The 14,118-nt window shown below is 64.5% G+C and carries 10 protein-coding genes; 8 read left to right on the plus strand and 2 right to left on the minus strand.

All coding sequences use genetic code 11. The annotated features are described in order from the left end of the window. Positions 1–8: 8 nt before the first annotated feature. Genes ACU5AZ_RS00265 through ACU5AZ_RS00290 form a run of 6 tightly spaced genes read left to right on the plus strand, consistent with a single transcriptional unit; the run spans position 9 to position 10,568 of the window. Positions 9–662 carry a hypothetical protein gene (locus ACU5AZ_RS00265; RefSeq protein WP_446824109.1) on the plus strand — a complete coding sequence of 218 codons (654 nt, stop codon included), beginning with the start codon at positions 9–11 and terminating at the stop codon, positions 660–662. Next, positions 662–2,749: a hypothetical protein gene (locus ACU5AZ_RS00270; protein WP_446824110.1), complete on the plus strand. Its 2,088-nt coding sequence runs from the start codon at positions 662–664 to the stop codon at positions 2,747–2,749. The genes ACU5AZ_RS00265 and ACU5AZ_RS00270 overlap by 1 nt, the downstream gene beginning before the upstream one ends. Continuing rightward, positions 2,749–3,303, plus strand: coding sequence for a hypothetical protein (locus ACU5AZ_RS00275; protein WP_446824111.1), 555 nt, complete (start codon positions 2,749–2,751; stop codon positions 3,301–3,303). The genes ACU5AZ_RS00270 and ACU5AZ_RS00275 overlap by 1 nt, the downstream gene beginning before the upstream one ends. Position 3,304: 1 nt before the next feature. After that, positions 3,305–6,127, plus strand: coding sequence for a lysozyme (locus tag ACU5AZ_RS00280; protein WP_446824112.1), 2,823 nt, complete (start codon positions 3,305–3,307; stop codon positions 6,125–6,127). Next, positions 6,124–8,055 (plus strand): hypothetical protein, encoded by a 1,932-nt coding sequence (locus tag ACU5AZ_RS00285; protein ID WP_446824113.1) that lies wholly within the window; start codon positions 6,124–6,126, stop codon positions 8,053–8,055. The genes ACU5AZ_RS00280 and ACU5AZ_RS00285 overlap by 4 nt, the downstream gene beginning before the upstream one ends. Beyond that, positions 8,052–10,568: a hypothetical protein gene (locus tag ACU5AZ_RS00290; protein ID WP_446824084.1), complete on the plus strand. Its 2,517-nt coding sequence runs from the start codon at positions 8,052–8,054 to the stop codon at positions 10,566–10,568. The genes ACU5AZ_RS00285 and ACU5AZ_RS00290 overlap by 4 nt, the downstream gene beginning before the upstream one ends. Before the next feature lie 9 nt (positions 10,569–10,577). Here the strand turns inward: ACU5AZ_RS00290 and ACU5AZ_RS00295 are convergent, their stop codons facing one another. Continuing rightward, positions 10,578–11,384: a BRO-N domain-containing protein gene (locus ACU5AZ_RS00295; protein ID WP_446824085.1), complete on the minus strand. Its 807-nt coding sequence runs from the start codon at positions 11,382–11,384 to the stop codon at positions 10,578–10,580. After that, positions 11,381–11,602, minus strand: a complete 222-nt coding sequence (locus ACU5AZ_RS00300; protein ID WP_446824086.1) for a hypothetical protein — start codon at positions 11,600–11,602, stop codon at positions 11,381–11,383. Before ACU5AZ_RS00300 ends, ACU5AZ_RS00295 begins: the two co-directional genes overlap by 4 nt. Positions 11,603–12,132: 530 nt before the next feature. Here ACU5AZ_RS00300 and ACU5AZ_RS00305 point away from each other — a divergent pair. After that, complete coding sequence (locus ACU5AZ_RS00305; RefSeq protein ID WP_446824087.1) at positions 12,133–13,344, plus strand: hypothetical protein; 1,212 nt, start codon at positions 12,133–12,135, stop codon at positions 13,342–13,344. Further along, on the plus strand, positions 13,344–14,087 hold the full coding sequence (locus ACU5AZ_RS00310; RefSeq protein ID WP_446824088.1) for a hypothetical protein: 744 nt from the start codon (positions 13,344–13,346) through the stop codon (positions 14,085–14,087). The genes ACU5AZ_RS00305 and ACU5AZ_RS00310 overlap by 1 nt, the downstream gene beginning before the upstream one ends. The last annotated feature ends 31 nt before the right edge of the window (positions 14,088–14,118 follow it).

The raw sequence follows: 14,118 nt of genomic DNA on the forward strand, positions 1-14,118 counted from the left end.
CGCGGCGCATGGCGATCGACAAGCAGGCACTGGTCAACGAGGCTTTGAGCGTCGAGCTCGGCGTCGGGCCGATCTTCTCCATCGATGACGGGTCGGATCTCGCCGAACAGGTCGAGCAGGCCTGGAACGTGACCATGGATCGGGTCTTCGGCCTGCATGACTGGCACTTCGCTCTGAAAACCGTGAAGCTGAACCGGCTGGCCGAAACGCCGGTCAATGGCTGGACATACGGTTTCGAGCTTCCTGGCGGGCGGATCGGGCCGCCGCTGAAGATCCTCGCCGATGCCAGGCGCCGCACACCGCTGCGCGATTTCGACCTCGAGGAGGGATTGCTGTTTGCCGACCAGGCCAATGCCTGGGCGCGCTGCAAGTTCTTCGTCGATCCCGCCACCTGGGATCCGGCCTTCCGCACGGCTTATGTGAAGGCGCTCGGCGCGAACCTCGCCGTTCCGGTCTGGGCCGACACCGACCTGAAAGCCGATTTGACGCAGGAATGTTTTGGCACGCCGAGCCAGCAGGGCTCCGGCGGGCTGTTCGGCCGGCTGATGGCGCAGGACAAGGCTGCGGCGCCGATCGGCGAACCGCTGATGAACGAGGATCCGCTGACGGGCGTGCGCCCGACCGGCGCGCCGATCGATACGCCCTGGTACGGGAGGTTCTGATGCCGCGCGTCGCCGGTCCCTTCAAATCCTCTGTCAATGCCGGGCAGATCTCGAAAAGCCTGTGGGGCAAGGTCAACCTCAAGCAGTATTATTCCGCCGCCAAGGAAATGACCGGCGTCGAGGCCGTGCCGCAGTCGGGGTTTTCGCTGATGCCGGGCACGCTCTACACGGGCGCTGGTGTTTCCGGAGCTTGCCGGCATACCACGCTGACAGTCAGCAGCGGGCTGTCCTATACGCTGATATTCACCGTGGGTCAGGCCGATATCTGGCGCAATGACGGCGTGAAGGTGGCGACGGTGGCGATCGCCGCGATCACGGCCGATCTGCTGCCGGAACTGGAATTCTACGGCGAGGCAAACACGGTCGGCGTGTTTCACCAGGATCTGTGGAACGGGATCAAGCTGTTTCGCGACAAGACCGACGATACAAACTGGACGGTCGATGTGTGGCCGTATGACCTGTTGCCCAATGTCGATCTCGGCGGAACCTATGCCCAGGAAGATGACATCTGGGATCTGTTCTTCAAATGGTCGGGAACACTCGACGACATTCAGGCGACGTTTACGCTGGAAAGCGAGACGACGGACGTCGTCGCACTCGGCGTGAGCACCGGTTCCGACACGGCGACCAGCTGGACGAATTTCGCCGCCGCGATCGAGACGGAGTTGAGCGCCATTCCGGGGTTTTCGAGCGGCGTGACGGTCGACTATATCGGTTTCACCGGTTCTTCGGCGCATCTGACCGTCACCTTCGGCGGTGCTCTGACCGGAGCCGAATATGCGTTCTATGCCAGCATCGTCAACACGTCCAGCGCCTCGGTTCTGGCAACGCACACGCAGGCTGGCAATACTGCGGGCGAGCCGCTGATTTCCTCCACGCAGGGCGGGTTTTCGGCGATGATGATCTTTCAGGACCGCGCGATCTACACCGCGCCGAAGGCCCGGCCGGCCTCCTTCGCCATGTCCCGGTCGGGCGAGTATTTCGATCTCAACATCAAGACGCAGGCCGACAATGGCGCCCGCCTCGAGGCGCTTCGAACCGAGATCTCGGAAACCGTGCTCTATGTGATCGATGCGACCTATATGGTCGCCTTTACCGACCGGGCCGAATATTTCGCCTCGAACCGGACGATCGAGGCCGGCAAGCCGCTCAACTGGGTGCGCGCCTCGGAGATCGGCACGCGCAAGGGCTGCAAGCCGGTGGTGATGGGCGGGTATGTCTATTTCGTCTCGGCCGATGGCGGTGTGCTCTACCGCTCCGACTATGACGCAGTGAGCGAGAAATTCACGCCGACGCCGGTCAACGATCTCAACAATGATTTCGTGACCGACGTGGCGCAGATGGTGCTGCAGCGGAAAAACCGCTTCATGACGGCCGAGCGGCTGTGGATCCGCAAGGATGACGGCACGCTTCTGTGCTGTGCGGCGAACGTCAACCAGGAGATCCCGCTGGCGGCGGCGAAATGGCCGGTCGCCGGAAACGGCACGGTCGAGGGCATGTCCGTCGACGGCAATGGCGTCGTCTGGCTGACGGTCAACCGCGGCGGGACCTATACGATCGAGCAGCTGGCCGAGCAGGAGGAAACGCTCTTCCAGAAGACGATTTCGGCGACGTCGGATCTCGCCGGCCAGATTGCCGGCCTTTCGGCGCTGGAAGGCCAGACGGTGTGGGCGGAAATCGCCAACGACATTCACGGGCCCTTCACGGTTACGTCCGGCGCGATCCAGACCGATGTTCCGAGCACGGCCGCCAAGGTCGGTATCTGGGCGCCGCCGGTCTATGAAAGCACGCCGTTCGTCAAATTGCTGCAGAACGACGACGTGGTGCGCCGGCCGGGCAAGGTCGTCTGGGTGCGGCTCTATCTCTCCGACACGGCGTCGATCGCCGTCGGGGCGAACGGTCGGGCGGCGAAAGACCAGGCGCTGACGCGGGTCAGCGACAATCTGGACGCGGCAAAGAAGAATTTCACGGGCCATCTGCTGGTTGCGGCGCTGATCGGCGCGACCATGGATCCGACCGTCACCATTACCCAGGTGCGGCCGGGCCGGCTGAATGTGCGCGATTACGTGGTGGGGGCGAAACTCTGATGCAGGCAGCGGCGGGCTTTTTCACATCCTTGTTCGGGGGCGGCGCGGCGGCGAGCGGAGCGGCGGCGACCGGTGCGGCCGCCACCGGCGCGGCGGCCTCAAGCGGCATTTCGCTTTCGACGATCCTGCAGGGCGGGGCGACCGTGCTCGGCATGGTCAACGCGATCAATGCCGGCAAGGCGGATGCCGAGCAGTACAATCTGGCGGCGATGGATGCCGAGCGGGAAAAGCCGCTGGAGACGCTGCAGGGGATCCAGCGGCGCGCCGATATCAAGCGGGCGACCATGCAACAGGTGGGCGAGCAGGACGTCGCCTTTGCCGCTTCCGGCGTCGATCTTTCCTTCGGCACGCCGGCGCAGGCGCGCAAACAGGCCTTCCGGCAGGAAGATCTCGGCATCACCACGTCGAACGGAACGGAGCAGACGCGCCAGTCGCGGCTCGACGAGCGGGTCGCCAACTACAAGCGGATGGCGAAACGGGCGCAAAGCCGGGGCGTGATGGACGCGCTTTCGATCGGCTTCAGTGGATTTTCGAGCATAGCGGGGCGCGGCTGAGATGGCGAACAGACGACTGGGCGAGGTCAGTTTCCGGCGCTTCACTGTCGAGCCGGTGCTGGCCGACGGGCTTCTGGCCGTGGCGCGCGACAATGGCGACCTCGAGCGGCGCGTGGCGGCCGGCTTCGTGCGGATGGCCGAGCAGTTCGGGCAGATCGCCGACCGGCAGGCCGAGCGCGCCGGGGCGATGGCCGGCCAGCAGGCAGCACTTGCCGGCGCGCCCGAGGGGGCGACCTGGTCGGGCGGCGCGACGGGCGGCGAGACGGGGGCCGATGGCGCGGTGCGCGTCTATTCCGGATCCGGCGAACAGCAGGCCATGGCGCTGCTGCGGCACGAGGAAGGATTTCGCGACAGCCCCTATTGGGACAAGACGGCGCACCGGGTCGGCTACGGGTCCGACACGACGATCGGCGCGAACGGCAAGCCGGTGCGGGTGACGCCGGGCATGAAGATCACGCGGCAGCAGGCCGAGCAGGATCTGACCTTTCGGATTTCCAGCCGCGAGGGCGCGGTGGCGCGCCGGCAGCTGGGCGAGACCTGGGGAAGGCTGGCGCCGAATGTGCAGGCCGGCCTCTATTCCGTCGCCTACAATTACGGCTCGCTGCCGAAAGAGGTGGTCGCGGCGGCGCGCACCGGTGACGTCGGGCAGATTGCCAGCGCCGTTGCCGGCCTCAGTTCGAACCCGAAACGGCGGCAGCGCGAGGCGGCGCTGATCCGCTCCGGCGGCATGCCACGGGCGGAAGCCGCGCCGGCAGCGCCGGCAGCCCCTGCAGGCGATGGCACCTATGAGGCATTTCCGTCGCCGGCCTCGACGGATGCGCCGGCCGTGGTGCCGGTGCATGCGCCCGTAGAGATCACGCGCGGCAAGGCCGGTTCCTTCCGCCCGACCGGGCGCGACACGGTGTTCGGCCGGGCCTATGACGTGGCCGGGACGCGCACCTATCTGGAGATGCTCGATACCTCGATGATGGCAAACCAGAATGCCGTCTATGAGGCCTACAAGGACGATCCGGCAAAGCTGCAGCAGGCCTTGCAGGAGAACCTGACGGCGGATCTGCGCGACAACGTGTTTCCCGAGATCGAGGCGGACTATCGCGTTTCCTATGCCAAGCGCGCGCAGGGGCTGGTGACAAAGGCGCAGGCGGACCTGCAGGAACGCCGCCGGCAGGAAAACCGCGTCGACTTTCTCAACCGCGTGCAGGGCCTCGAGGACGAAAAGAGCCGGCAGATGGCGGGCCTGTCGCTCGACGATCCGAATGCGGCCTCTTCGCTTGCCAGCACACAGGATGCGATCGACGCGCATTATGACAGCGCCGTTTCGCGCGGGATCCTGACGCCGGGCGAGGCGGCGCAGGCCAAGCGCGAAAGCCGGTCGGACACGACCGTCAGCTTTTATCTCACTCAGGCGCAGAAGAAGAATGCCGGCGAGATCCGGACCATGCATCGCGACATGACGGAGGCCTATGCGAAAGGCGATCTGGACGGCGTGACGGCGGCGGACTGGGCGCGGATCGACAAGGGGCTGACGGCGGCGGCAAACGCACGCGAGACGCAGGACGACAAGGCGAATGCGGATCTCACAAAGCGCGGCGAGGACATGGCGAAGCGGGTGGCGCGCGGCATGCCGGTTTCGCCCGACGAGCTTGCCCGCTTCCAGCTCGACGCCGGCACCGCGCCGGACGGGGCGAAGATCGTCGCCTCGACGCTTTCGCGGCTGAAGGTGGCCGAGGCGATCCGCACGCTGCCGATCGGCGCGGTGGACAAGAACCTGAAGGATATTCTCGGCGAGAACGCGACGGCCGACGACATTGCCTTTGCGCGCCAGGCGATCGCCAGCCACCGGCAGGATCTGGCTACGGATCCGCTGGGTGTGGCCGAACGCTTCGGGGTGCTGCCGGTTTCGCCCGGGCTGCCGCTCGAGGGCGACGTCGACCCGGCTTCGGTGTCTTCCGCCTTTGCCGAGCGGATCAATGCCGCCCGGGCGGCGGCCAAGCATTTCGGGGTCAGCCCGCGCTATTTCCGGCCGGGGGAGGCCGAACAGATCGAGACGGCGGTGAAGGCGGATCCGGAAAAGGGGCTGTCGATCGCGGCCGGGCTCGTCGACGCCGCGGGGCCGCATGCCGACGAGATGCTGGCGCAGCTTGGCGAGGTGGCGCCGGCGGTGTCGCTTTCGGGCGGGCTGATCAATGCCGGCGGCAACCGGCAGGCGGCGCTCGACCTTATTGCCGGCTTCGGCAAGACGCCGGACGGCAAGGCCTATCCGGAAATGGCGAACACCAAGCGCAAGCCGCTGGCCGAAACCGCCACCGGCGACGCGCTGGTGTTCACGCCGACGGCCGTCAACAAGCTCGACCAGGCGGCTGCGGCGATCGCCCGCAAGCGGCTCTACGATGCCGGCATCGACCCGAAGGACGACGAGGCCAAGGACGTCTACCGGCAGGCCTATCAGGAGGCCGCCGGCGCGAGCTTCATCGGCGGCGTGCAGTATGGCGGGTTTACCGACTACGATCCCGGCTTCTTCTGGAAGGAACGCAAGGTGATCGTGCCGGCCTCGATCCGCGCCGACCGCTTCGACGATCTGATCGGCGCGCTCGACGACCAGGACGTCGGCGCGATCAAGGCGAAGAACGGGCGGACCTGGGCGGCGAAGGACTTCAAGAGCGCCATGCCGGTCAGGGTGAAAGGCGGCTATGCCTTCGCGCTGAACGACCCGGCGGGGCCGTCGCCGATGTTCATCGCCGATGCGGACGGCAAGCCCGTGGTGCTCAACCTCGAGGGGATGCGCGACCGGCTGGCGCCGCGCGTGCCGGGAGCCTATCGATGATCGATTATCTGGATCCCGCCGACCTGCCGGGCGTGCGCGCCGGCGGGCCGGAAACATGGGGCGAGGCATGGCGCAATGCGGCCTCGGCGACCGACGACACGATGCGGCTGGTCGAGAACCTGACGGCCAGCGTCGATGCGCGCAAGGCGGCCTATCAGTCCTATATCGACGAGGTACAGCAGGCGACCGGCGTCAAGCTGCGCAATCCGATGGACGTCGACCTTTCGACCGGGACGTTCGATAGCAAGCCGAACCCGACCTACAGCCTCGACACCGGAAACGAATGGCGGCAGGCGCGGATCGACGAGGCGATGAAGAGCTTCGACGCGGAACGCTCGTCGCTGGCGGCGAAGTTTCCGGCGCAGGCGCGACTGATCGAGCTCGACATCGAGGGGCGCACGGTGCGGCTGATGCGGGACGCGGAAAAGCGGCAGGCGGAAACCATGGCCTCGCCGAAGCTCGGCATGCTCGGCCGCTTCACCGCCGGGCTTGCCGGCGGGCTTTCCGGCTCGGCGCGCGATCCCTACCAGGTCGGCATGAGCTTCATCGGCGCCGGCGCCGGCACGGGCGTCACGGTGGCGGCGCGGCTTGGGCGGGTGATGCTGACGGAAGCGCTGATCAATGGCGGGCAGGAGGCGGTGCTGCAGGCGGCAAGCCAGGAGCGCAAGAAGGCCGCCGGGCTGGAATACGGGCTGGAAGACGCCTTGAAGAATGTCGGCGTGGCGACCGTGTTCGGGGCGCTGTTCGGCGGGACGCTGCAGGGCGGGGCGGAGCTTGCCCGGATCTACAATCTCGGCAAGGGCGGCGCGGAACGGGCGGCGCGCGTGCTGGACGGAAGGCCGGAGCGCGGCGACGTCGAGACGCTGGCAAAGGAAATGGGCGTCGAGCTCGGGCCGGAACGGCTGGACATGATCAACCGCTCGTTTGAGGAGCGGACGCTGGACGAGGCGATGCTGCGGCCGGATGCGAGCCCGAACGAGGTGCGCGTGCACGAGGCGGCGGTGCGTTATGCCGAGGATCCCGACAACAACCCGCCGCCGGAGCTGATCGAGCGGATGCTGGCCGAGGAAGAGGCCGGGCGGCTGTTTGACGACATCCGGCCCGACCAGGCCGATCTTGCCCGGCGCGGCGAGCCGAACGCGGTCGACGACATTGCCGACACCTTCTTCGCCCGGGATTTTGACGAGGCGAGCCGGAGGATCGATGCGGTGGCGGCGAAGGTCGACGAGGTTGCCGCCAAGGTCGAAAAGCAGACGGCAACGACGGCAGACGGGCGTCGCGTCGAAATCGGTGGCGGCCAGTTGCCGGAAAAGGGTGTCGTGGTCGCTAACATCCACAGCGACGGAAAGCTGTATGTCGGCGATGCGGGCGACGTGCATTTCACGCTGGCCGACAGATACGGGGATCCGCGTTTCGGTGCGCCGGAATTTACCGGCTTCGTCAATGCTGACGGCCGCATCATGGACAGGCAGGAGGCGTTCCGCTGGGTTTCCGAAAATGAGAAGCCGTTGCGCAGCTCTGAAAACATGGCGCAGCAGCTGGACGCCCTGGACTATCGCGAGCAGGTTCCTGTTTCCAAGAGGCGCGCGGCGACGAAAGCCGTGTCGAAGGCACCCGGGGAAGTAAGGCCGGATCAGCGTGCCGGTCAGAATCCCCGGGTGCCGTCCGATCCACTCGAAAACCAGCGCATTCGCCCTGAACGGCCGGCGGAGCCGCTGGACGATGCGGCGATGCGTGCGGCGGAAGAGCAGGCCGGCGAGATCCGCGAGCCGTCGATCGACGCCAACGGCAATGCGAAAAACCTGTTCGAGTTCCTGCCTGTCGAGGACGGAAACGGCAATGTGGTGCTGATGCGGCCGGCGGATGCGCTGGCGCTGGCAGACGAGGGGCGGTTGCTCGCCGAAGTGATGGAGGCCTGCAAGCTATGAGTTTGCGCGATTGTCTGAATTCCGCCGTGGCACAGGGGGAGATCAACTCCCGGCAGGCCGAAGAGCTGAACCGCTATTACGAGGCACGCTTCAAGCGCAAGCGGCCCGGCATGACGGAGCGGGAAGCCGCCGCCCAGGCGCGCGACGAGGTGGTTGCGGCGCTGAAGGCCGAGGCGAAGGAAAAGCGCCGGCAGGTGCTGCTCGCGGAAGCGCGGCGCAAGGAGATCGCCGATTTCATCGAGAACTACCGCGACGAGAAGGGGCATGCCGACCAGCTGGACGCTGCGCTGTCGCTGATGGTGCATAACGGCTACAAGGGCACATTCTCGATGCAGGGACGGGCGCACGCGATCATGGCGATGGCGCACCGGGATCTCGCCAATGTGATGTATCATTTTCGGCGATCGAAAGGCCTCGGGCTGAGGCGCAACACGGTCGACCTGGAAGATTTCATCGTCGCGCTGCACGGCGAAGTGACCGGCAACAGCGAGGCCGCGGCTCTGGCGGGGGCGGCGGCGAACGTTCTGGAAGATCTGCGGCTGCGCTTCAACGAGGCGGGCGGCAACATTCCCAAGCGTGCCGACCATGGGCTGCCGCACAGTCACGATCCCCGGGCGATCCGCAAGCTGGGCGCGACGCTCCCCGAGGCGCGGGCGCGCTGGAAGGAATTCATCAAGCCGCTGCTCAACGCCGACGAGATGACCAATCCCAACACGGGCGAGACGATCGGCGCCGACGGGATCGACGCCTCGCTCGACTATGTGTTCGAAACGCTGATGAGCGACGGCTGGGCGCACCGGCGGCCGGAGGCGCGGCGCTTCGGGATCGGCAAGGTGGCAAGCCGCCACCAGGAAGGCCGCTTCCTGGTGTTCAAGGATGCGAAAAGCTGGCTGGCCTACAACAACCGGTTCGGCAAGAAGGACGTGATCCAGACGCTGTTCGGCCATATCAACGGCATGGCGCAGGACATTGCGGCGATGGAGCGCTTCGGGCCGAACCCCGACGCGCAGGTCGAATGGGTGAAGCAGGCGGTGCGCGCCAATATCGGCAAGCGTCAGGCCGGCGTGATCGAGGGCACGAAGCTGCCGGGGATGGATGCCGGCAGGTGGTCGGATTACCGGATCGACAGTCTCTGGCGGGAGTTGCGCGGGCGCGGCACGGTGCTGGATGCGCCGGCGCAGATTGCCGGCGATATCCGCAACCTCGCCTCGAGCGCGGCGCTGGGGGCGACCGGGATCCTCGCCGGGCTGACGGATCCGCATGTGGCGGCCTCGGCGCGGCGGCTGGCCGGCCTGCCCGTGACCTCGACGATCGCCGATATCGTCAAGCGCTTCGCCAATGACGGCGACCGGCGGGCGATGGCGCGGCGCGCGGTGCTGTGGGACGATTTCCTGCACACGATGAACGACAAGGCGCGGTTCGTCGACCAGATGTTCGGCCATGAATGGAGCCGCTACGTGACCGACCGGGCGCTGACCTGGAACGCGCTTTCGCCGCTGACGGATGCCCGCAAGCGCGTCGAGGCCGGGGCCTGGCACGAGACGCTGGGCGGATTTGCCGAGAAGAATGTCGACTGGATCGACCTCGACCCGCTGATGAAAAAGACCATGGAAGGGTTTGGCTTCACACCCGACGACTGGCACAGGATGCGCGCCGGCGTCGACGCGCTCGGCTTCCTCGATCCCGGCGGCGTCTATCAGAGAACGGGCGACCGGGCGCTTGCCGAGAAATATGCCGAGATGATCACGCAATGGTCGGAACGATCCGTGCCGGCCGGTGATGCGCGCATCAAGAGCGTGCTGACGGGCGGCAATGCGCGCGGGACGATCCTGGGCGAGGTGGCGCAGTTCGCCTCGCAGTTCATGAGCTTCGGCATGAGCTTTACCGCCCGCCAGCTCGAGGCGATCTATCTCTATTCGATGATGGCCGGAAGCAGGCTCGGAAAGATCGCCCGCGGCTCGAAATACTTTGCCGCGATGGCCATTCCGCTGACGATCGGCGCCGGCATGTATACGCAGATCCTCAACGTGTTGAACGGCAAGGATCCGGAAGACATGACGACGGCGGCCTTCTGGGCTAAGGCCTTCGTCAAGGGCGGCGGCGGCGGCCTGTTCGCCGATTTCGTCGACCGGGCGGAAAACCGTTTTGGCCAGAGCTTCGCCTCGACGCTGCCGGGGATCGGCGTGGCCTTCGTCGGCGACACGCTGGATGTGACCCTGCGCGGGATCCGCACGATCATCGGCGAGGTCTCCGGAAACGAGGACATGGTCGACGAGCAGAAATTCGGGCGCAACGTGGCGAAATATGTCGGGCGCTATACGCCGGTGCTTTCCTCGCATCCGGCGACGCGGGCGGCCTATCGGCGCGCCTTCGTCGACCAGCTGCAGTGGCTCATGGATCCCGAGGCCGACAAGAGCTTCAAGGCGCAGAAGCGGAAGGCGAGCTTCTGGTGGGAGCCCGGCGAATTCAACCCGCGCCGGCTGCCGGATCTTTCGACCGCCGGCGGCGAGTGATGCTCCGCGTCAGATATCCAGATATTCCGACGGAAGCCATGTGAAATCGCGGGCATTGTGTCCGCCTTTCGGATTGCGGTCCTGCGCGCCGGGGAGCTTGCGCCACAGCTCGAATGGACGCTGCCAGCGCGTTCCGGCATAGACGCTGGCGATCATCTCATTATCGATCGGCAGGATGAAGCCGGCGCCGACCCGCTCGATGCGCCAGCGGTGCCGCAGAGACTGTTCCGCAAGACGGCTAGAGAACAGGCGGTTGATACGCAGGCGGATGGCTTCACAGGCATATTCCGCGTCGAGAAGATGACGCAGGCAGGCCAGTGCTTCCGGATCTTTCTCCTGTGTGGTATCCGGCGATGGAAGGCCGATTTGATCCCAGAGGGCTGCAGCAAAGGCTGGTCCCTTGGTCATGCGCGCTTCGGTGACCATCGCTACCTTTCTGGCCGTGACATCCATAGGCGCAACCTCGGTTACCGGTGTCGGCGTTTGTCTTTCCGCGATATAGGTTCCTGTCCGGCGGATGGCTGGAATGACCTCATGGGCGAGCCATCGCTTGAAGCGTTCGGCCTCCGGCTTGCGAGACCGGAAGACCAGCCGATAAACGCCGGGTTCGGAGACAATGTTTACTTCCTGACGACCTCCAAGGGTGTCACTAATCGTTACACCCTTTTCGTCGTCGTCGAGATCCCCCACGGCTTTACGCGGGTTGGCGAGGCTCAAGCATTTGCAAATGTCGTTGGCGACGAACCACGGTTCACCGTCCTGCTCGATGACGCGGACGAGATTTTCCTCGAATGCGAAGTTGACGACGGCGTTCATTGCAGGGTCTCCCCGTCGGAGGCGGCGCGCCATGCGGCGGGATGCTGGCCGGAGGCGTGGTCGGTCTTGTCGAGCATCTGGTAAAACAGGCTGACAAACTCGCTGCGCAGAGCGGCGAACTCGCTGCCCTCGGCATTTTCGGCGGTGTAGAGGCCGAGCTTTAAAAGGGCGCGCAGATCGACGAGATCGTTTTCGATGATTTCAAGGGGTTTTGGCATGGTCGGTTCTCCGAGTTGAATTGGGACCGACAGCCCGCTTGCTTCGGGCGGCCGGGCAGTAGCAGGTTTGCAAGACCGGCTCGGAGTCCGGCAGGGCAAAGCCCTCCCACTACGCCCGACCATAAAAAAACGCGCATAATGCGCGTTGGGCGCTCCGAGAAACAGTTCCAGCTTGCAATCTGGGCTTCCCCTTTTTCGAGAAGCGGTATTAGAATCGGCTAATGGGAATCGTCTGTCAAGGGGGAATTATGAGACTACTTCTCACCATAGGTTTCATTGCGTGTTTCGGCAGTGTTGCTTCGGCAATGTCTGGCAAGCAGGTTGCGCAAATTTACAATCGGTGTTCGGTCGAAGCGGAGCAAAAATGCGGTCGGACAACGATCTATTGTGCTTCGTACCGAAAGAACTATCTGAAAATGTGTTTGCTGACGCACGATGTGCCACCTGAGTACATCGAGGCCCTTATCCCACACTGAACCTTGTCCCATGGGGCTTACGCTCTGCCTGATCCAAATTTCAGGCGGGGCGTCATGGCTGACACACCTTATCCCATTCCGCGCGGGGCGCGCACGAGCGGCGTTCTTGTCGGCGACGGATCGGCGAGCTACGGGCCGTTTTCCTTTTCCATCTTCGACCTCGAGGACGTGACCGTCTACACCAAGGCGGCCGGGGCCGACTGGGTGGAAACCGACGTGACGGTGACGAAGACCTCGGGCGAGGCGTTCGACACGTTTTCCATCACCTTCGACGCTGCGATCGACGACACGGTGAATTACATCGTCATCGGCGACCGGCAGAACGAGCGCGCGGCGGCGGTGAAGAAGGGCACGCAGATCGGCATCGATGCGCTGGAGCGCGAGCTCTCGAAAATCGCGGTGACGCTGGTCGAGATGTTCTGGCGGTTCAAGCGCGCGGTGCTGGCGCCGCCGGGCGAAACCGGCTGGACGATCGCCAGCGGCATTGCCGACGGCACGGTGCTGGTGAAAAGCGGCGACAAGCTGATCGAGGGGCCGTCGGTCGACGACTTCACCGACGGCACGGCGATCTTCAATGGCGCCGGCGTGCCGGATGACGGGCTCGGCGACAATGGCGACTATTACCTGCGCTCCAACGGCGACCTCTACCAGAAGGCGGGCGGCAGCTGGGGGGCGGTGGCCTTCAGCCTGAAGGGGCCGACCGGCGACACGGGCGCGCCAGGCGCAGACGGGGCGGATGGTGCCAACGGCATCGTCGATGCGGCGTCGCTGGCCTCGACGATCAACGGAGCTGCCGACGAGGACCCGGCCGACACGGCGGAAATGGTGTTTCGCAAGGCTGACGGCAGCCTGATCAAGCGCGGCTGGGCGAACGTGAAAACGCTGCTGGCGGGGACGTTCGTGAAGCTGACGAGTGCGACGGTGCAGGCGCTCACGGGTGGATTTTCTCAGGCGGTTGTCACGCTGACACCGGCCGCCGGCGTGTTGACGCTGGACTTCAGTCTCGGCAATCACTTCAAGGCGACGCTGGTGGCTAATACCAGTCTTGTCGTCTCCAATCTGCCCGCCTCTGGCAAACGGCAGGAGTTCACTCTGGACGTGATCCAGGACGCGACCGGCGGGCGCACGCTTTCCTATTCGTCGGAATTCAAGTGGCCCGGGAAGTCATCGGCACCATCAATCACGACCACAGCGAATGCCAAAAACACACTGACCGGCTTTGCCAACGACACCGAAGTCGTGACCTTTTTCGCGGGGTCTCGCTGATGTTCGGAAGAGCGGCGCTTTTTACCCAAGCCGAGTGGATGCCGGCGGTGATATCGCCATATGCGTGGTATGATGCTGAACTTTCCAGCAAGACATTGTCTTCGACACAAGTCTCGCAATGGAACGATATCAGCGGGACAGGTCTCCACCTGAAGCAGGCGACATCCGCAAATCAGCCAATCTACTCGTCAGCAGATCGGTGGATCGATCTCGACGGGTCTGACGACTACATGGCTCCAGATACCGCTTTCCTGCCTGCTGGAAACAACCCGTTTACGATTTTTTCGGTTGTGCGATGGGATGTTACAGATTCATCTAGGTTCTTCTTCGCTCAGGGGGCAGCGAACAATAACCAAGCTGTATATGTCGGGAGCGACACCACTACGGCCGGCCAGCCCGCGTTCATCATGTATGGAAATAGGCTTAATGCCGGGGCGTTTTCAGCTGGTGTCGATTATTTGATGTCGTACCGTTATACATCCGGCGCACGCGAATTCTGGCAGAATGGAAATAGCGTTGCATCAGATGCGTATAGCTCTCTCAATCTGTCGACAAGTTCGCCATATTTCGGCAGGTTTGGCACCAATTATTTTAACGGCAAGTGCAGGACGTTGCTTGTCTTCAGGTCTGCATTGTCCGTTGGCAACCGTCAGAATGTCGAGGGATATCTTGCGTGGCGTTGGGGGTTGCAAGGAAACCTTCCTGGCGGCCATCCGTATGTAAACAGCCCGCCATACTTGTGAGCAATAAGATGGCACAATCAATGTGAGGTAC

It is taken from the genome of Rhizobium sp. PAMB 3182, assembly GCF_052908355.1.